We start from the raw sequence: 19103 nt of genomic DNA, 5'->3' as shown, positions 1-19103 counted from the left end.
CCTGGGCTCCGATCCGACGCGCCGTCGGAATCCGCTCGGCCACCGCTGGGTGAACCGGGTGTGACGGCGGCGCGGCACGTGACGGGGGCAACACGGATCGACGCTTGAGCGCACTGGTACTGGGTAGATCGCCGCCGTACTGCCCGCCCGCGCGCAAGGAGCCCCGTGTGACCGCCATGTTGGAAGCCCGCCCTGCGGATCCGGAGCGTCCTGACGGAAGGGTCGACCGCCGTGCCGCCGTGCCGCTCCTGCGGCGGCTGCGGTCGGCCGAGGGGCTCGCCGACCCGAGCCCGGTCTACGACGAGCTGCGGGCGCTGGGCGATCTCGTCCCGGCGCCCTGGGGCGGCTACCTGGTCACCGGTTACGACGCGTGCGACCAGGTCCTGCGCGGCAGGACCTGGCTCGTCCCCGACTTCGCCTGGCAGGAGCGGCAGACCGGGACGGAGCGCTGGGAGGCCGTCGCCACCCAGGAGATGAGCCGGACCCTCTCCCGGCTCAACGCCCCCGAGCACACCCGGCAGCGGCGCAGCCTCGGGAACCTCTTCGACCGGAACACCCTGCGGGACATGGCTCCGCAGATCGAGGCCGACGCCACCGAACTGCTCGACCGCCTGGCCGAGCGAATACGGGCGGACGGCGAGGCGGACTTCGCCGACGTGGTCAGCGAGCAGCTGCCGATCGGCACCGTCGGGCGCTGGCTGGACATCGCGCCGGCGGACCACCCGCACATCCTGACGATGACCCACAACCAGGTGCACGCCCAGGAGCTGCTGCCCACCAAGAGCCAGCTGGCGGTCTCCGAGCAGGCCACCATGGACCTGCGCGAGTACTTCACCCGCCTCGTCCGGGAGCGGCGCGACAAGGACGGCGACGACGTGATCGCCGGCTGGATCCGCACCTGGGACGAGCTGGAGGGCGACCGCGAGGCCACCGACCGGATGGTCTACCAGCTCACCATGTTCGTCACCATCGCCTCGCTGGAGACCACGGCGACGCTGCTCTCCTCGCTGGTGTGGCAGCTGCTGCGGTCGCCCGGGACGTGGGAGTGGCTGCGGGAGCGGCCGGAGCACGTCGACGAGGCGATCGACGAGGCGCTGCGCTACGACCCGCCGATCCGCGTCAACAGCCGCGTCGCGGGCGAGGACACCGTGCTGGCCGGGGTGTCCCTCCCCAAGGACACCATGGTCCACGTGATGTACGGCGCGGCCAACCGCGATCCGCGCCGCAACCCGGACCCGCACGCCTTCGACGTGCTCCGCCGGGGCACCCACCTCACCTTCGGCGGCGGCGCCCACTACTGCCTCGGCGCGGGCCTGGCCCGGTTGGAGGCACGCGCCCTGCTCGGCCAGCTGCTGGGGCGCTTCCCGACCCTGCGGGCGGTGAGCCCGCCGGAGCACGCGCCCCGGATGGTCTTCCACCGGGTGACGTCCCTGAGAGTGTCCGCATGAACGTTTCCCCGCAGGTGCCCCAGTACCCGTCGCACGCGATGCAGCCCCCGTACGTCCCGTACCCCTCGGCGCCCACCGGCTGGTACCCCCAGCCCGGGTCCGTCCCCGAGCCCGCGCCGGCCGCCGAGCCCGCGCCGGCCCCTACGGTCCGTTCCGAGCTCCGGGGCGCGGTGCTCCACGTCGAGCTGGACAGCCCGGGGACCGGGAACGCCGTCACCGCGGCCATGCTGGACGAACTCCTCGCCGTCCTCGCCGTACCCGACCCGGCCGTGCGGGTGATCGTGCTGTCCGCGGCCGGCCGGGACTTCTGCCTCGGCGGCGACCGCGACGAACTCTTCGCGGGTCTGGACGAGGACCCGACCGGCGGCGGCATACGGAGCTACGGGGACAAGGCCCGCAGGGTCTGCGACGCCCTCACCAACAGCTCCGCCGTGACCGTCGCACGGGTCCAGGGCCGGGCGACCGGCGCCGGCTTCGCCCTGGCGCTCGCCTGCGACCTGCGGGTCGGCGCCGACAACGCCGTCTTCCGGCTGCCCGAGCTGGCCCTGGGCCTGCCCGTCGCCTGGGGCGGTCTGCTGCCCCGCCTGATCCACGAGGTCGGCGCGGCCCGGGTCCGCGAGATCGTCCTCACCGGCCGCCCGGTCGGCGCGGTGGAGGCGCGTGAGCTCGCCATCCTGCAGCGCGTCGTCCCCGAGGAGGACCTGGATGCGGCGGTGGCCGAGTGGACCAGGCCCGTCACGCGCCGCCCCGAGGCCGCGCTGCGGGTCACCAAGACACTGCTCGGCGCCCACGCGTCGGCCACCCGGCTGGCGGACGCCTCCGTGCTCGACTCCGAGCTGATGGCTTCGGTCCTCGCCGCCGCCCACTACACCCGCGGCCTCGCCGACAGGCCCTAGCCGGCCGCTGCCGTCCGTCGCCTCCGGAAGGCGACGGACGGGCAGGTGCGGCGGCCGGGGTGGGCGGGCGCCGCGACCCGGTCAGCGGGCGGCGGCGCGTTGGAGGGCGCTGGCGAGGAGGGCGAGGTCGGTGGGGCCGTTGCCGAGTTCGCGGACCGGGCGGCGGGCGGGCGGGGCGCCGAGCTGGAGCGGGTCTATCGCGACGACGGTGGGGCGCAGGGTGGCGGTGCGCGGGATGCGGCCGCTGATCCGGGCGGTCTGGAAGGCGGTGACGCCGCCGTCCGGCAGGCGCAGGTAGCCGCGGCCGGGGGTGTCCTCGGGGAGGGCGGCCGCGTCGCCGAGGTGGATCAGCAGGTCGGAGTCGGCCGGGTCCTCGGTGCGCAGCGCGATCCGCAGCAGGGCGGCCTCGTCGACCTCGGTGCCGGCGCTCTCCTCCGGACGGCCGGTGGCGACCGCGAGGTGGACGCCGAGCGGGCCGCCGCGGCGGGCGACGGCGGCGAGCGCGCGGGCGAGCGGCCGGCCGGCCGGGGAGGTGGGGGCGAGCAGGGCGTCGTAGTCGTCGACCACGACGACCAGGCGGGCCGGAACGGGGGCGGCCGCCGGGCGGGGGGCGTCGCCGCTGCGGGGCTGGATGATCCTGGGGGTGGGGGAGGCGGCGGAGCCGGCCGCGCCGACGGTGGCGGGCACCGGCACCTGTGGGCGTTCCGCGTCCGCGGCGCCGTGCTGCCCGTCCAGGATCCGGGCGGCGTGCCAGGAGGCGAAGTCCAGGCCGTCGAACAGCCGCTCGCGCAGGGCGAGTTCGTCCTCCAGCGCCTCGGCCGCGAGCAGCGCGGCGCGCGGGTCGGCGGCGGCGTTCACCCGGCCGGTGACGTGCGGCAGCTCGGTGCAGCCGTCCAGGCCGTCCTCCGCCGCCCGGCCCTCGATGAGGGTGACGGCCAGCCGCTCGGGGCGCTCGGAGACGGCGAGCGAGGCGACCAGGGTGCGCAGCAGTTCGGTCTTGCCGGAGCCGCGGGCGCCGCCGATGAGCAGGTGCGGGCCGCCCGGGTCGGGGGAGGGGAGGGCGAGTTCGGGGTCGGCCAGGTCGAGCGTGCAGAGCTCGTCCCGGGTGGTGCCGAGCAGCGCGGTGGCGGCGCCGATGCCGCCGGCGTGGGCGTCCCAGCGGGCGGACAGCTTGGCGGGGGTGACGGTGTCGAGCTGGAGCAGGTCGAGCAGCCGCAGGGCGTCGGGCAGCGGGCCGCGGGCGGCCGGGACGGCCTCGCGCAGCGGGGCGAGGACGCGGGCGAGCCGTTCGGCCCAGACGTCGGAGACGGCGTCCAGCGAGACCTCGTGCAGGGTCTCCCGGCCGCGGGCGACCGGGCGGTCGAGCGAGAGCTGGGTGCCGACCTCGCCGGTGATCAGGGCGGTGGCGCCGAGGCCGCGGGGGAGCAGCTCGGGCTGCTCGGCGAGGCAGATCGGGAAGATGCCGACGGCCGGGCCCTGGCGCAGCAGCAGGTCGAGCGCCTGCCGGGCGGTCTCGGTGGCCGGGCGGCCGTCCACCACGACCACGGTGGCGGGGTGGCCGCCGAGGCCGGTCGGGGCGCTGAGCCGGGCGGTGAGTTCGGTCAGCCGGGCGGTGGCCTGTTCGTCGTCGAGGCCGAGCAGCAGGCGGCAGTCCTGGCCTTCGGCGGGGCGCAGGTGGGGCAGCCACAGGGCCCAGGCCCAGGTGTCGGTGCGTTCCTCGGGGGCGCGGCCCGGGTCGGCGTCGACGACGACGAGGCTCAGGCCGGTCGGCGGGTGCAGGGCCGCGAGTTGGGCGACGACGGCGCGGGTGAGTGAGTCCAGGCGTTCCCGGGGGCCGCTGAGGCCGAGGCTGCCGGCGGTCTGCAGGTCGAGGGTGACGGGGACGGCGGGCAGCGTGGTGCCGGGTGCGGTGCCGGGGCCGCCGGGGCGGTCGGCGGTGCCCAGGCGCAGGGTGAGCGCGTCGGGATGGCCGGGGCCGCGCTCCCAGAGCCGGGGGCCGGGGCCGACGGCGTTGAGCAGCAGGGTGGCGAGATCCGGCCACCGTTCGCGCTGGGCGGCGGCCTGGCGGAGCCGGACGGCGGTGTGGTGGCGCTCGGCGCTCTCCTGGCCGGGCGGTTCGGCGGTGCGGCCGAGCCGCAGCGAGAGCAGGCCGCGGCCGCGGCCGGGGGCGGGTTCGGGGGCGGCGGGCGGTTCGGCCACCGGCGGGGCGGGGCGGACCGGGCCGGGGGCGGCGAGCTGGAGGTGGCCGTGGCCGTCGGGCAGGGCGGCGCGGCCGGTGCCGGGGCTGTCGGCCGGGGCGGGGACGGCCACCTGCAGGGTGGATTCGCCGATCCGCAGCAGGGCGCCGGCGTCCAGCGGGACGGCCTCCTCGGGTGCGCCGGGCGGGACGAGCCGGCCGTCCAGGGTGGTGCCGTTGGTGGAGCCGAGGTCGCGGACGGTGACCTTGCCGTCGTCGGCGAGGTGCAGGGCCAGGTGCAGCCGGGAGACGTCGGGGTCGTCGAGCGGGACGTCGGCCTCGCCGGAGCGGCCGATCCGGATCTCCCGGCCGTGCAGCCGGTGCACCCCGCCGGCGTCCGGGCCGCCGACCACGCGCAGTTCGGCGGCGGCGGGGGTGTCGTCGGGGTCGTCGGCGGTCGGGTCGGGCTCGTTGAGGCTGAGGACGGCGCCGTCGAGGAGCGGGGGGTGGCCGAGCAGGGTGTGCTCGTCCACCCGGTGCGCCCCGGCGTACAGGTGCACATGGGTGGCGGCCCGGGGCCCGCGCACGCCGACGGCGCCCGCGAGGGCGCCCGCGAGGGAGCCGAGCGCGGTGCCGACGGGCGCGGTGACCAGCACGTCCACGTAGGGGATGGCGGAGCCGGCGGCGGTCGGGCCGCTGCGCGGTCGGAGGACGGTCAGCCGGATCTGCATCTCGCCCGCGGGTCCCTTCTGCTGGTGTGAAGCCTGGTACCGCTGCCCGGTGTCCTCGCGGGCGCGCGGGGCGACCGCGGCGACCCTTTGGGCCACACGAGTGGCGAGTGTCCATCCTGCCATCCGTCACGGACAGTCCGCGCACCGTACCGGATTTGACGATCTTGCGATCATCGCCATGGTGGAGGCGACGGAGGGTCAGGTCAACCGGTGCCGCGAGGGCTCCGTCGGCGGGCCCGTCGAACGGGTCCGGGAAGTCCCCTAGGGGATGTCCCCCAACCCCTCCGGGATGGCCTGCCGGTCGCCTCAAAAACCTGAACGGACACCGTTAGAGTGGCCGCAGACACGGGCCCGGCAGGCTCACCGCACCGGCGGAGGAGCGCCCCGCGCGGGCGGCACGACGAGGAGTGCGACAGGTGCGGCCAGTCGGCAGCAAGTATCTGCTTGAGGAGACCCTCGGTCGGGGTGCCACCGGGACGGTCTGGCGCGGCCGGGTGCGCCCCGACGTCCAGGTGCCCGGCAGCGAGCCCGGGCAGCTGGTGGCGATCAAGGTGCTGCGCGAGGAACTGGCGGCCGACCCGGACGTCGTGATGCGCTTCCTGCGCGAGCGCTCGCTGCTGCTGCGGCTGACCCACCCCAACATCGTCCGGGTCCGCGACCTGGTGGTCGAGGGCGAGCTGCTGGCCCTGGTGATGGACCTGGTCGACGGCCCCGACCTGGCTCGCTACCTGCGGGCCAACGGCCCGTTCAGCCCGATCGCCGGCGCCCTGCTGATGGCCCAGGTCGCGGACGCGCTGGCGGCCAGCCACGAGGACGGGATCGTCCACCGCGACCTCAAGCCGGCCAACGTGCTGCTCGCCTCCGTGCTGGTGGACGGCACCGAGCAGATGCACCCGCTGCTGACGGACTTCGGCATCGCCCGCCTGGCCGACTCCCCGGGCATCACCCGCACCCACGAGTTCGTCGGCACCCCCGCCTACGTCGCCCCGGAGTCCGCCGAGGGCCGCCCGCAGACCTCCGCGGTGGACGTCTACGGCGCCGGGATCATGCTGTACGAGCTGGTCACCGGCCGCCAGCCGTTCCAGGGCGACGGCGCCCTCGCGGTCCTCCAGGCCCACCTGGCGCAGGAGCCGCAGCGGCCCAGCACCATGCCCGAGCCGCTCTGGACGGTGATCGAGCGCTGCCTGCGCAAGGACCCGGCGCAGCGGCCGGGCGCGACCTCGCTGGCCCGCGCGCTGCGGGTGGTGGCGGCCGGCGTCGGGGTGCACGCCTCCCCGGCGGCGGTGGACGAGGCGCTCGCGGTCGGCGCGCTGCTCCTGCCGGACCCGCGGCCGACCGCCGTCCCGAGCGCCGCCGGGGCCGTCCCGGACCTGCCGCCGACCGCCCCGGGCATGCCGCCCGCGGGCCCCGGCGCCCCGCACTACGACCCGGCCGCGGCGACCCGGGTGATGAGCACCCAGCCGCCGCCCGCCCCGCCGTACGGTGCCCCGGACCGCACCCAGGTGATGCCGCCCACCGTCGTGCCGCCGCCCCCGCCGGGCGCGCCGGGCGCGCCGAAGGAGGAGACGCCGCACCCGTGGCAGACGCAGCTGCGGGCGGCGCGGGACCGCAACCAGCAGACCCAGGTCGGCTACTTCGGGCCGGAGGACTTCGAGGACCCGCAGGTCGCCCCGCCGCCCTACCAGGCCGGGCCGGGCGGCCGGCCGGGCTACCAGCCGCAGCCGCAGCCGCAGCCGCCGGCCGGCTACCAGCCGGACCAGCGACGCCAGGGCCCGCCGCCGCCCGGGTACGCCCAGCGCCCGCAGGTCGCCCCGCCGCCGTACCAGGGCGGCCGCCCGCAGCCGCCCGGCGGCTACCGGCCGGCCCCGGCGGCGTACGGGCAGTCGCAGGGCGGCTACCCGCCGCCGCCCCCGCCCACCCCGGTGCCGCGCCGGAGCGAGCCGCCGGCGCCGCAGCACCGCGAGCCCCCGCAGCACCGCGAGGAGCCGCGCGAGCAGGCCCGCCGCGAGCCCGCCCCGCCGCGCGAGCGGCGCCCGCGCAGCCGCAACCGGATGTACATCCCGGGGCTCGGCTGCCTCAAGGGCTGCCTGATGGTGCTGCTGGTCCTGGCCGTGGCCGGGGTGGCGCTGTGGAACTTCACGCCGCTGCCGCACTACTGGGACAACGTCCAGGGCTGGTTCAACACCGTGCGCGACTGGGCGAACGCGCTGTTCGGCGGCTCGTAGATCTGACGCAGGGTCGGGCCCGGCGTACGGGCCCCGCTCGCGCCCGACACCGGGACCGGGCGGCGGGATTGACGATTTGTCGACAATTCCGGAGATTTCTCGCCCGAGACTGCCCGCCCGGGGCCCTCAGGCGGCCCGCGCGGGGGGTCGGGGCGCGTAGGTTGGTCGCTGTTGTCCCGCCCCACCGAGCGCACCGGACCCCCGGCGCGCTCCCGCGCCGCCCACGGAGCAGCATTGGCACGCAAGATCGGCAGCCGGTACACCGTCCACCAGGTGATCGGCCGGGGTTCGGCCGGGACGGTCTGGCTCGGTGAGGGGCCCGATGGCCCGGTGGCGGTCAAGCTGCTGCGCGAGGACCTGGCCGCCGACCAGGTGCTGGTCGGCCGCTTCGTCCAGGAACGCGCCGCGCTGACCAGCCTCGACCACCCCCGGGTGGTCGGCGTGCGCGACATGGTCGTGGACGGCAGTGACCTCGCCCTGGTGATGGAGCTGGTCCAGGGCACCGACCTGCGCTCCCGGCTGGAGCGCGACGGCGCACTCCCGCCGCAGACCGCCGCCTCGGTCATCGCGGACGTCGCCGACGGTCTGGCCGCCGCGCACGCGGCCGGCATCGTCCACCGCGACGTCAAGCCGGAGAACGTCCTGCTCGACCTCGCCGCCGCCCCCGGGCCCGGCGGCGCCCCGCGCGCCAAGCTCACCGACTTCGGCGTGGCCCGCCTGGTCGACGCCCCGCGCCGCACCCGGGCCACCAGGATCATCGGCACCCCCGACTACCTCGCCCCGGAGATCATCGAGGGCCTGGAACCGCGCGCCGCCGTCGACATCTACGCCCTCGCCACCGTGCTGTACGAGCTGCTGGCCGGCTTCACCCCGTTCGGCGGTGGCCACACCGGCGCGGTGCTGCGCCGGCACGTCACCGAGCAGGTGCCGCCGATCCCCGGCCTGCCGGACGGGCTGTGGCGGATCATCTCCGAGTGCCTGGCCAAGGCCCCGGCCTCCCGGCTGCGGGCCGCCGAGCTGGCCGCCCGGCTGCGCGAGCAGTTGCCCTCGCTGGCCGGCCTGCCGGTGCTGGCCGTCCCCTCCCAGGGCCGCGCCCCGGCCGAGGAGGCGCTGACCCCCGGCGAGGCCGTGTACGCCGAGGTGGACGCCGGCCCGGGCGTCCACAAGCGCCGCCGCGGCCCGGCCGTCCCGCTGGTGCCCGGCGTCGCCCCCGACTCCACCCGGGACACCCACACCAGCCTGCGCCGCCCCTCCGCGGACGAGCTGGCCGCGTACGCCGCGGAGTCCCGCGCCCAGCGCACCGCCCCGGGCGCCGGGCACCGCCGGGACCGGCAGGCACTGCTGCGCCGCCGCCGGCTGCTGGCCGTCCTGCTGGCCACCGTCCTGCTGCTGGCGGGCGCCGCCGCGGCCTGGACGGCCTTCGCGGCCACCGCGCCGGACGCCGGCCATCGGGCCCGTCCGGCGGTGTCCGGCACGGCCCCGCGGGCGCCGTAGCGGGCCGTCGGGCCGCTCCCGGAGGGTCGGTGGACCCCGGTGTCGTCAGGACCACCCCCGGAACCATTACCCTGGGGGCGTGGCAGCCGTCGATCCTTCCGAAGAGCTCAAGAACCTCGAAACGACCATGGGGTCGATCGAGGCAGTCCTCGACCTGGACAAGATCCGGGCCGACATCGCGGTCCTGGAGGAGGATGCAGCCGCCCCCAACCTGTGGGACGACGTCGCGAACGCGCAGAAGGTGACCAGCCGGCTCTCCTTCCTCCAGGGTGAACTGCGCAAGGTCGAGGGCCTGCGCAGCCGCATCGACGACCTGGGCGTGCTGTTCGAGCTGGCCGAGGCCGAGGACGACGCGGACACCCGCGTCGAGGCCGAGGCCGAGCTCGTCTCCGTCCAGAAGGCGGTCGAGGAGCTGGAGGTCCGCACCCTCCTGTCCGGCGAGTACGACGCCCGCGAGGCGCTCATCAACATCCGGGCCGAGGCCGGTGGCGTCGACGCCGCCGACTTCGCCGAGCAGCTGATGCGCATGTACCTGCGCTGGGCCGAGCGGCACGGGTACGCCACCGAGGTGTACGACACCTCGTACGCCGAAGAGGCCGGCATCAAGTCCGCGACCTTCACCGTCAAGGCGCCGTACGCCTACGGCACGCTCTCGGTCGAGCAGGGCACCCACCGTCTGGTGCGCATCTCGCCGTTCGACAACCAGGGCCGCCGGCAGACCTCCTTCGCCGGTGTCGAGGTGCTCCCGGTCGTCGAGCAGTCCGACCACGTCGACATCGACGAGGGCGACCTGCGCATCGACGTGTACCGCGCCTCCGGCCCCGGCGGCCAGGGCGTCAACACCACCGACTCGGCGGTGCGCATCACGCACATCCCGACCGGCGTGGTCGTCTCCTGCCAGAACGAGCGCTCGCAGATCCAGAACAAGGCGTCCGCGATGAACGTCCTCCAGGCCAAGCTGCTGGAGCGGCGCCGCCAGGAGGAGCGCGCGGCGATGGACGCGCTCAAGGACAGCGGCAGCTCCTGGGGCAACCAGATGCGCTCCTACGTGCTGCACCCGTACCAGATGGTCAAGGACGTCCGCACCGAGTACGAGGTCGGCAACCCGCAGGGCGTGCTGGACGGCGACATCGACGGCTTCATCGAGGCCGGCATCCGGTGGCGCAAGCAGCGGGAGACCGCCGCGCAGTAGGCGCAGGCCAGGCACGGACAGCGAAGAGGGCCCCCGACCGGATCGGTCGGGGGCCCTTGCGGTAGGTCTCGGACGGGGTGAGCGGACTCAAGCCAGTGCCTGCCGGGCGATCAGCGCCACCGCGAGCAGACCGGCCAGCAGGGCCAGCAGCATCGCGGGGGAGAGCGCCGCGAACGGTCCCTGCTGCTCCTGCAGCCGGGCCCGGTTGGCGCGGCAGACCGGGCAACGCCCGTCACTCACGCGGCCGTTGCAGTTGGCGCACACCAGATGGTCGCAGGTCATGCGATCTCCTCCTCGCTGCTACAGCCAACGCACCGGACGGGGCTTTGGTTCCTCTTCTTGCCCTGTGCGGGGGAGCGCCCGAACGCGGACGCCACCTCCACTCTGCCAGGTTCTGACCGTTCCGGCTCCCGGGCTGTGAGATGCCTCGCAATTTTCGGGGCATAGCCGGACATTGTCCCCCAGATTTCGACGGCCGTCCCGGACCGACCCTGCGCGCCGACCGTCGATTCGCGTATGGTCCCAGACCGGGAGCGGCCCTTTCCGCTCCCATCGCCCGCCCCAGGGCCGGGCGCCCGGGGTGGATGGACCGAGGACTGGCGCCGCCTAGGATGGCCTCCGTGATGCAGCCGTGATCAGATTCGACAACGTCTCCAAGACCTATCCCAAGCAGAACCGTCCCGCCCTGGACAACGTCTCGCTGGAGATCGAGAAGGGCGAGTTCGTCTTCCTGGTCGGCTCGTCCGGCTCGGGCAAGTCCACCTTCCTGCGCCTGTGCCTGCGCGAGGAGCGCCCCAGCACGGGTGAGGTGCACGTGCTGGGCAAGGACCTCGGCAAGCTGTCCAACTGGAAGGTGCCGCACATGCGCCGCCAGTTGGGCACCGTCTTCCAGGACTTCCGCCTGCTGCCGAACAAGACGGTCGCGCAGAACGTCGCCTTCGCGCTCGAGGTGATCGGCAAGCCCAAGAGCGCCATCAACAAGGTGGTGCCCGAGGTGCTGGAGCTGGTCGGCCTCGGCGGCAAGGAGGACCGCATGCCGGGCGAGCTCTCCGGTGGTGAGCAGCAGCGCGTGGCGATCGCCCGCGCGTTCGTGAACCGCCCGATGCTGCTGATCGCGGACGAGCCCACCGGCAACCTCGACCCGCAGAACTCCGTCGGCATCATGAAGCTGCTCGACCGCATCAACCGCACCGGCACCACGGTGCTGATGGCCACCCACGACCAGGCCATCGTCGACCAGATGCGCAAGCGCGTCATCGAGCTCGACAAGGGGCTGCTCGTCCGCGACCAGGCCCGCGGCGTCTACGGATACCAGCACTGACCGACCGGCGCTGAACCTGTAGGGCCGTCCGCCCGCGTCGACAGACCAGCAGTACCGACCCTGGAGTTGTTACCCGCATGCGTGCCCAGTTCGTCCTGTCGGAGATCGGTGTGGGTCTCCGCCGCAACCTGACGATGACCATCGCGGTCGTGGTCAGTGTCGCGCTCTCCCTCGCCCTCGCCGGTTCCTCGCTCCTGGTCCGCGACCAGGTGAACTCCATGAAGGGGTACTGGTACGACAAGGTCGAGGTGAGCATCTACTTCTGCACCAAGTCGGACGCCCGCAACTCGCCGCAGTGCGACAAGGGCGCGGCCACCGACCAGCAGGTGCAGGACATCAAGGCCCAGCTGGACAAGATGGACTCGGTGGTCCAGTCGTCGACCTTCGAGAGCTCCGCCGAGGCGTACAAGCACTGGAAGGAGATGAACCCGGACAACCCGCTCATCTCCGTCCTGGGCCCGGACGCCATGCCGCAGTCCTGGCGGGTCAAGCTCAACGACCCGACCAAGTACGACGTCATCCAGAGCGCCTTCGCCGGAAAACCGGGCGTCAAGTCGGTCGAGGACCAGCGGAAGATCCTGGAGAACCTGTTCGGCCTGCTCAACGGCCTCCAGACGGCGGCCTTCGTGATCATGGTGCTGATGCTGTTCGTCGCCCTGCTGCTGATCGTCAACACCGTCCGGGTGTCGGCGTACAGCAGGCGGCGCGAGACCGGCATCATGCGCCTGGTCGGCGCCTCGAACTTCTACGTCCAGATGCCGTTCATCGCCGAGGCCGCGTTCTCCGCGCTGCTCGGCGCGATCATGGCCTCCGGGCTGCTGGTCGGCGGGCACTTCTTCGTCCAGAACTGGCTGGCCGACCGGGTGCAGTTCATCCACTTCATCGGCCTCGGCTCGGTGCTCGCGGTGATACCGCTGCTGATCGTGGTCGGTATGGGCATGGCCGGTGTGGCGGCGTTCTTCACCCTGCGCAAGTACCTCAAGGTCTGACCCCGACGGGCCCGGCGGCCCCGGACGGCACTGCGCCGTCCGGGGCCGCCGCCGTTTCCCGTCCGCCGTTCCGGCCCGTCGTGCCCGACGCGGTGTCTACACTCCGATGCCATGCTGCAAACTCCGCGCAGGGCACGTCAGGTGGCCACCCTCAGCCTGGTGTTCGGCGCCGTGCTGATGGCCGGGGCCGCCACCGGCGCCTGGGGCGACCCGAGCGGTCCGCCGCGGCGCCCGTCCGCCGACGCCGGCCCGGTCGCCGGGTCCGCCGTGGGCCTCCCGGCGGACCCGGCCGGCACCGCGCTGTCCGAGCAGCAGGCCGAGCACCTGCTCGGAGCCAACGGCGACCGCTGGGGCGCGTACTACAGCGCCCAGGAGTACGCCGAGTTCAGCCAGGGCCTGGACGGCCGCTACCTGGGCGTCGGCCTCTCGGTCGGCCGCGGCGAGGACGGCGTCACCACGGTCTCCCAGGTCGCGCCCGCCGGGCCCGCCGCCGCGGCCGGGATCGCGGCCGGCGACCGGCTGCTGCGGATCGACGAGGACCCGGCCGACCGTCTGCCGGTCACCGAGGTGGTGGCCCGGCTGCGCGGGCGGGACGGCGAGCGCACGGCGGGCTCCGAGGTCACCCTCGCCGTGCGGCGCGGCGACGGCGCCGTCCGCGAACTGCGGCTGCGGCGCGTCCTGCTGGACAGCCAGCAGGTCACCGCCGTGCACCTGGAGAAGGGCGCGCTGCGGATCACCGTGCGGGCCTTCACCAGCGGCGTGACCGACCAGGTGCGCGCCGCGCTGCGCGCCCCGCACACCGGCGTGGTGCTCGATCTGCGCGGCAACTCGGGCGGGTTGGTCGAGGAGGCCGCCGGCACCGCCGGGATCTTCCTGGACGGCGGCCCGGTCGGCTCCTACCAGGAGCGCGGCGAGACCCGGGAGTTGACCGCCCCGCCCGGAGGCGACCAGCGGACCCCGCTGGTGGTGCTGGTCGACGGCGGCACGATGAGCGCCGCCGAACTGCTCACCGGCGCGCTCCAGGACCGCAGCCGCGCCGTGGTGGTGGGCTCGCGGACCTTCGGCAAGGGCACCGTCCAGCAGCCCAGCCGGCTCGCCGACGGCGCCGTGCTGGAGCTGACCGTCGGCCGCTACTACACCCCGGCCGGCCGCTCCCCGGAGGGCGCCGGCCTGGCCCCGGACGTCCCGGCGACCGGCGGCGAGGACGCCGACGCGCTGGCCCTGCGAGTGCTGGCCGGGCTCGGCACCCGGGCCTAAAGGGGCTGCCCCGCACGGGCCGAAGTGCGAGAATGGCCGCGCTATGGCAAAGGAAACCGGACAGAAGCTGATCGCGCAGAACAAGAAGGCGCGACACGAGTACATGATCCTCGACACCTACGAGTGCGGCCTGGTGCTCACCGGCACGGAGGTGAAGTCGCTGCGCGAGGGGCGGGCCAACCTGGTCGACGGCTACGCCTACATCCAGGGCCACGAGGCCTGGATCGACAACGTGTTCATCCCCGAGTACACCCAGGGGACGTGGACCAACCACGCGGCCCGGCGCAAGCGCAAGCTGCTGCTGCACAAGATGGAGATCCGCAAGATCGAGACCAAGGTCCGCGACGCGGGCCACACGCTCATCCCGCTCTCGCTGTACTTCAAGGACGGCCGGGTGAAGCTCGAACTCGCGCTCGCCGTCGGCAAGAAGCTGTACGACAAGCGGCAGACGCTGCGCGAGAAGCAGGACACCCGCGAGACGGCCCGCGCGGTGGCGGCCGCCCGGCGGCGCCAGCGTTAATCCGCTGGACCCTCACCCGTCGCCTCGCGTACTATGGCGCCAGCAACACGGACGGTCGCCGTCCGGCTGTTTCTCAACAAAACATGGGGATGATCGGTTTCGACAGGGGATGTTGAAACAGGGGAAGCGAGCCGAGGAACGCGGCAATGATCTCGTTAACCACGTGTCGCAAAAAAATAATCGCCAACTCTAAGCGCGATTCCCAGCAGTTCGCTCTCGCTGCCTAATAAGCACCGATAGCGCTTGGGTGTCAGACCGGGGAGTTCCCGACCCGGACCCTGGCATAATCTAGGGAACTCAACCGTCCGCCCGGGCTGCGAGGGTGGATGGGAAATCAAACAGCAGCTGGGCCTGTTGGCGGCTTGTCCGTGTGACCGCCAGGGCCGAGAAAAGCACAGCGGACTGCGCTCGGAGAAGCCCTGAATTAACTCCACTGGACCCGGGTTCGATTCCCGGCATCTCCACCACCCCATGTTCACAGTGAAGGCCGTCCACCGCTCAGCGGAGGGCGGCCTTCGTGCTGCCGCCGCACCGGGGCCGTGTCCGTTTCGATGCGGCTCCGATGCGTCTCCGACGCCGTCCCGATGCGGCGCGCGGCACCGGCCGGGGCGTAGGATCATCCGTCCGCTCGTTTTCCGGAGCCGGATTCCGTCGCTACCACCGAGGCCATGCAGAGCAACACGGACACCACCGCCGCCACCGACCACGAGACCGTACGCGAACGCGAGATCGCCGGTGAGCAGCAGCACCTCGACACCGTCTACCACCGGCTGGAGGAGAAGCTCGCCGAGGCCGAGTACATCCTGGAGGACGCCGCCAAGCGGGTCCACGTCGGCACCCCCGGCGCACTCGCCGAGCGGGACGCCCAGGTCTACCGGGCCGGTGCGCACCTCCAGCGCCTGAACAACGAGTTCGAGGACTTCCTGTTCGGCCGGATCGACCTCCAGCGGGCGGATGCCCCGGAGGAGCACGGCATTCCCTCCGACACCCCGCTCGACCCGGCCGACCCGGCCGTCGCCGAGACCCTGCACATCGGTCGCCTCGGCGTGCTGGACGCCGAGTACGGCCCGCTGGTGATCGACTGGCGGGCGCCCGCCGCCGCGCCGTTCTACCGCGCCACCCCGGTCGAGCCGGGCCGGGTGATCCGCCGCCGGGTGATCCGCTCCAAGGGGCGCCGGGTGATCGGCGTCGAGGACGACCTGCTGCGCCCCGACCTGACCCCGACCCTGAACGGCCGGGAGCTGGCCGTGGTCGGCGACGGTGCGCTGATGGCCTCGCTCGGCCGCGCCCGCAGTCACTCGATGCGCGACATCGTCTCCTCCATCCAGAAGGAGCAGGACGAGGTGATCCGCGCGGCCGCCGCCGGCGCCACGCTCGTCACCGGCGGCCCGGGCACCGGCAAGACCGCCGTGGCCCTGCACCGCGCCGCGTACCTGCTGTACCAGGACCGCCGCCGCTACGCCGGGGGCATCCTGGTGGTCTCGCCGACCCCGCTGCTGGTCTCCTACACCGAGGGCGTGCTGCCCTCGCTCGGCGAGGAGGGGCAGGTCGCCATCCGCGCGGTCGGCTCGCTGGTGGACGGCATCGAGGCGGGCACCTACGACAGCCCGGAGGCCTCGCGGGTCAAGGGCTCGGCCCGGATGGTGCAGCTGCTGCGCCGGGCCGCCCGGGCCGCGCTGGAGCTGGGCGCGCCGCAGGAGCTGAAGGTGGTCGCCCGCGGCGAGGTGCTCAAGCTGGACGCGGCCCGCCTCAAGGCCGTCCGCGGCAACGTGATCGGCTCCGGCGGCACCCCGCTGAACCTGCTGCGCCCGCGGGCCCGCAGGCTGCTGCTGGACGCCCTGTGGCAGGAGGCCACCCGGCACCTGCCGAAGCCCGCCGACCACTACGCCCGCGAGCAGCGCCAGGAGGAGAAGGAGTCCTTCGACGAGTACGTCTCGGACGAGGCGCCGTTCCTGGACTTCCTGGACGCCTGGTGGCCCGCCCTCACCCCGCGCCGGGTGCTCGCCACGCTCAAGCAGCACCGGCACACCAACCGGATCGCCCGCCGCGTCGTCGCCCCGGACGAGGCGAGGCTGCTGGCCGCCTCCTGGCGCCACCTGTCCCACCGGGGCGAGGGTGCGCTGTCCGCGCACGACGTCGCGCTGGTGGACGAGCTCCAGGTGCTGCTCGGCGAGGCGGCCCGGCCGAAGGTGCGCGAGGTGGACGCGGTGGACCTGCTGAGCGGGCTGGAGGAGGTCACCACCTTCGCCGACCGCAGCTCCCGCCAGCGCGAGCGGGTGCCGGTGGAGCGCACCGAGTACGCGCACGTGATCGTGGACGAGGCGCAGGACCTCACCCCGATGCAGTGGCGGATGATCGGCCGCCGGGCCCGGATGGCGACCTGGACGATCGTCGGCGACCCGGCGCAGTCCTCCTGGCCGTTCCCGCAGGAGGCCCAGGCCGCACTGGACGAGGTGCTGTCGGGCAAGCCGCGCCGCCGCTTCACGCTGACCGTCAACTACCGCAACCCGGCCGAGATCGCCGAGGTCGCGGCCAAGGTGCTGGCGCTGGCCGCGCCGGGCACCCCGTCGCCGAGCGCGGTGCGCAGGGTCGGCGTCGAGCCGCGCTTCGCGGCCGTCACCGATCCCGCGCCGGAGGCCTTCGGCGCGGCGGCCCGGGCCGAGCTGGAGCGGCTGCTGACCGAGGTGGACGGCACGGTGGCGATCGTGGTGCCGATGGACCGCCGGGCCGAGGCGGCCGGCTGGACCGAGGGCCTGGGCGAGCGGGTGGTGGCGCTGGGCAGTCTGGAGGCCAAGGGCCTGGAGTACGACGCGACCGTGGTGGCCGATCCGACCGGCATCGCCGGCGAGTCGGAGGCCGGCCTGCGGGTGCTGTACGTGGCGCTGACCCGGGCGACCCAGCGGCTGACCGTGCTGTCCGGCCCGGACGACCTGCCGGACGCGGCGGGCGTGCCCGCGCTGCTGCACGGCTGACGGCCGGTCCGCGACGCGAAGAAGGCCCCTCACCGCTTGGTGAGGGGCCTTCAGACGTTAGTGACACCGACCCGCCATGCTCGCCTCGCGGCAAGTGGTCCCTCGAAGGGACGAAGGTTGGGCCCGGGGGCTTGGATCGAGCCGGTGTCCCGTCCAATGTAACGCATCGGCCCGGAGAGGCAAGAAGTTGTCGGATCCGCACACTCAATGAACGTTATTTCTGGCTACCCCTTGGAAGGTGCGACGATCGAGGTCTAGCATGCGCAGGCGATGCCTTCAACAAAACGTTGAACCTGCCGCACGGACGGAAGAAGGAAGCGTCGATGGCGACGGTGCCCAGTGTCTCCAACTCGATCACGGTGCGGCTGGAGGTCCCGGCCCGGGGCAACGCCGTCAGTGCGATCACCACGGCCGTGGAGTCCTCCGGCGGTTCGGTGACCGGTCTCGACGTCACCGCCTCCGGCCTGGAGGCGCTGCGGATCGACGTCACGGTCGCGGCCTCCTCGGTCGCGCACGGTGAGGAGATCGTCGAGAAGCTGCGGGCGATCGACGGCGTGTCGATCGGCAAGGTCTCGGACCGCACCTTCCTGATGCACCTCGGCGGCAAGATCGAGATGTCGTCCAAGCTGCCGATCCGCAACCGTGACGACCTCAGCATGATCTACACCCCGGGCGTCGCCCGGGTCTGCATGGCGATCGCCGAGAACCCCGAGGACGCCCGCCGCCTCACGATCAAGCGCAACAGCGTCGCCGTGGTCACCGACGGCTCGGCGGTGCTGGGCCTGGGCAACATCGGCCCGGCCGCCGCGCTGCCGGTCATGGAGGGCAAGGCGGCCCTGTTCAAGCGCTTCGCCGGGATCGACGCCTGGCCGATCTGCCTGGACACCCAGGACAGCGACGAGATCGTGGCCATCGTCAAGGCGATCGCCCCCGGCTTCGCGGGCATCAACCTGGAGGACATCTCCGCGCCGCGCTGCTTCGAGATCGAGGCCCGGCTGCGCGAGGCCCTGGACATCCCGGTCTTCCACGACGACCAGCACGGCACCGCGATCGTGGTGCTGGCCGCCCTCACCAACGCGCTCAAGGTGGTCGGCAAGGAGATCGGCGACATCCGGGTGGTGATGTCGGGTGCCGGCGCCGCCGGTACCGCGATCCTCAAGCTGCTGCTGGCGGCCGGCGTCGAGCACGCCACCGTGGCGGACGTGCGCGGCGTGGTCCACCAGGGCCGGGAGGACCTCAACGAGAGCCTGCGCTGGATCGCCGAGCACACCAACCGCTCGGGCCGCACCGGCAGCCTCAAGGAGGCCGTGGCGGGCGCCGACGTCTTCATCGGCGTCTCGGCCCCGAACGTCCTGGACGGCGACGACCTGGCCACCATGGCCGAGGACTCGATCGTCTTCGCGCTGGCCAACCCGGACCCGGAGGTCGACCCGGCCATCGCCCGGCAGACCGCCGCCGTGGTCGCCACCGGCCGCAGCGACTTCCCCAACCAGATCAACAACGTGCTGGTCTTCCCGGGTGTCTTCCGCGGCCTGCTGGACGCCCAGAGCCGCACCGTCAACACCGAGATGATGATCGCCGCCGCCCGGGCGCTGGCCACCACCGTCGGCGACGACGAGCTGAACGCCAACTACATCATCCCGAGCGTCTTCCACAAGGACGTCGCCAAGACGGTGGCCTCGGCGGTGCGCGAGGCGGCGCTGGCCGGCGTCCAGGAGAACACGGAGCCGGCCCGTCCGACCCCGGGCATCGTCGGCACGCTCGACGCGTCCTCCTTCCCCACCGTCAAGCTCTGACCGGACCGGTCGCCGGCGTGTCGCCGGTCGGTCAAATGTCCGAATAGCGGACATGCCCGCCCAAGTCCGCCCCGAACCCTTGCGAC

13 protein-coding genes and 1 other RNA gene are annotated in these 19103 nt (G+C 73.7%); 12 read left to right on the top strand and 2 right to left on the bottom strand.

Going from position 1 to position 19103, the window contains the following annotated elements:
• The first annotated feature begins 314 nt into the window (after positions 1–314).
• Together P3T27_RS19420 and P3T27_RS19415 are read left to right on the top strand one after the other, a co-directional pair.
• Positions 315–1448 carry a cytochrome P450 gene (locus P3T27_RS19420; protein ID WP_280680211.1) on the top strand — a complete coding sequence of 378 codons (1134 nt, stop codon included), beginning with the start codon at positions 315–317 and terminating at the stop codon, positions 1446–1448.
• Positions 1445–2344 carry an enoyl-CoA hydratase/isomerase family protein gene (locus P3T27_RS19415; RefSeq protein ID WP_280680145.1) on the top strand — a complete coding sequence of 300 codons (900 nt, stop codon included), beginning with the start codon at positions 1445–1447 and terminating at the stop codon, positions 2342–2344. The genes P3T27_RS19420 and P3T27_RS19415 overlap by 4 nt, the downstream gene beginning before the upstream one ends.
• A gap of 81 nt (positions 2345–2425) precedes the next feature.
• On the opposite strand, the gene P3T27_RS19410 is transcribed toward P3T27_RS19415, so the two are convergent.
• On the bottom strand, positions 2426–5251 hold the full coding sequence (locus P3T27_RS19410) for an FtsK/SpoIIIE domain-containing protein (RefSeq protein WP_280680195.1): 2826 nt from the start codon (positions 5249–5251) through the stop codon (positions 2426–2428).
• 416 nt (positions 5252–5667) lie between these two features.
• Here P3T27_RS19410 and P3T27_RS19405 point away from each other — a divergent pair, with 416 nt between their 5' ends.
• The 3 genes from P3T27_RS19405 to prfB all read left to right on the top strand — a co-directional run bounded on the left by P3T27_RS19405 (position 5668) and on the right by prfB (position 10162).
• Positions 5668–7476 carry a serine/threonine-protein kinase gene (locus P3T27_RS19405; RefSeq protein WP_280680142.1) on the top strand — a complete coding sequence of 603 codons (1809 nt, stop codon included), beginning with the start codon at positions 5668–5670 and terminating at the stop codon, positions 7474–7476.
• 234 nt (positions 7477–7710) lie between these two features.
• The gene (locus P3T27_RS19400; RefSeq protein WP_280680140.1) at positions 7711–8970 is read left to right on the top strand and encodes a serine/threonine-protein kinase; all 1260 of its coding nucleotides are present in this window, start codon (positions 7711–7713) and stop codon (positions 8968–8970) included.
• A gap of 79 nt (positions 8971–9049) precedes the next feature.
• Complete coding sequence (gene prfB, locus P3T27_RS19395; RefSeq protein WP_280680138.1) at positions 9050–10162, top strand: peptide chain release factor 2; 1113 nt, start codon at positions 9050–9052, stop codon at positions 10160–10162.
• An 87-nt stretch (positions 10163–10249) separates the two neighbouring features.
• Here prfB and P3T27_RS19390 read toward each other — a convergent pair whose 3' ends face one another.
• Positions 10250–10444 (bottom strand): hypothetical protein, encoded by a 195-nt coding sequence (locus tag P3T27_RS19390; protein ID WP_030059729.1) that lies wholly within the window; start codon positions 10442–10444, stop codon positions 10250–10252.
• Positions 10445–10793: 349 nt separating this feature from the next.
• Between P3T27_RS19390 and ftsE the strand changes: the two genes are divergently transcribed.
• The 7 genes from ftsE (at position 10794) to P3T27_RS19355 (ending at position 19017) form a co-directional block, all read left to right on the top strand.
• The gene (gene ftsE, locus P3T27_RS19385) at positions 10794–11483 is read left to right on the top strand and encodes a cell division ATP-binding protein FtsE (protein WP_063349173.1); all 690 of its coding nucleotides are present in this window, start codon (positions 10794–10796) and stop codon (positions 11481–11483) included.
• Between the two features lie 77 nt (positions 11484–11560).
• Positions 11561–12472 (top strand): permease-like cell division protein FtsX, encoded by a 912-nt coding sequence (gene ftsX / locus P3T27_RS19380; protein ID WP_280680134.1) that lies wholly within the window; start codon positions 11561–11563, stop codon positions 12470–12472.
• Between the two features lie 111 nt (positions 12473–12583).
• Positions 12584–13729, top strand: a complete 1146-nt coding sequence (locus P3T27_RS19375; protein WP_280680132.1) for a S41 family peptidase — start codon at positions 12584–12586, stop codon at positions 13727–13729.
• Positions 13730–13772: 43 nt separating this feature from the next.
• Positions 13773–14249, top strand: coding sequence for an SsrA-binding protein SmpB (smpB, locus tag P3T27_RS19370; RefSeq protein WP_280680130.1), 477 nt, complete (start codon positions 13773–13775; stop codon positions 14247–14249).
• 85 nt (positions 14250–14334) lie between these two features.
• Positions 14335–14716, top strand: a transfer-messenger RNA (tmRNA) gene (gene ssrA, locus P3T27_RS19365).
• 201 nt (positions 14717–14917) lie between these two features.
• A complete protein-coding gene (locus tag P3T27_RS19360) occupies positions 14918–17221 on the top strand; it encodes a UvrD-helicase domain-containing protein (protein WP_280680128.1) in 2304 nt (767 codons plus the stop codon).
• 323 nt (positions 17222–17544) lie between these two features.
• Entirely contained in the window at positions 17545–19017 is a 1473-nt protein-coding gene (locus P3T27_RS19355; protein ID WP_280680126.1) for an NAD-dependent malic enzyme, read from the top strand.
• Positions 19018–19103: the final 86 nt, after the last annotated feature.

This window comes from Kitasatospora sp. MAA19 (genome assembly GCF_029894125.1).
Classification (GTDB): Bacteria; Actinomycetota; Actinomycetes; order Streptomycetales; family Streptomycetaceae; genus Kitasatospora.
This window is presented reverse-complemented; position numbering and strand designations above follow the sequence as displayed.

Bases quoted from the DNA above. Each gene is read 5' to 3' on its own strand.
- P3T27_RS19415 (WP_280680145.1), top strand. From the start codon at position 1,445: ATGAACGTTTCCCCGCAGGTGCCCCAGTACCCGTCGCACGCGATGCAG.
- P3T27_RS19410 (WP_280680195.1), bottom strand. From the start codon at position 5,251: ATGCAGATCCGGCTGACCGTCCTCCGACCGCGCAGCGGCCCGACCGCC.
- P3T27_RS19390 (WP_030059729.1), bottom strand. From the start codon at position 10,444: ATGACCTGCGACCATCTGGTGTGCGCCAACTGCAACGGCCGCGTGAGT.
- ftsX (WP_280680134.1), top strand. From the start codon at position 11,561: ATGCGTGCCCAGTTCGTCCTGTCGGAGATCGGTGTGGGTCTCCGCCGC.
- P3T27_RS19375 (WP_280680132.1), top strand. From the start codon at position 12,584: ATGCTGCAAACTCCGCGCAGGGCACGTCAGGTGGCCACCCTCAGCCTG.
- smpB (WP_280680130.1), top strand. From the start codon at position 13,773: ATGGCAAAGGAAACCGGACAGAAGCTGATCGCGCAGAACAAGAAGGCG.
- P3T27_RS19360 (WP_280680128.1), top strand. From the start codon at position 14,918: ATGCAGAGCAACACGGACACCACCGCCGCCACCGACCACGAGACCGTA.
- P3T27_RS19355 (WP_280680126.1), top strand. From the start codon at position 17,545: ATGGCGACGGTGCCCAGTGTCTCCAACTCGATCACGGTGCGGCTGGAG.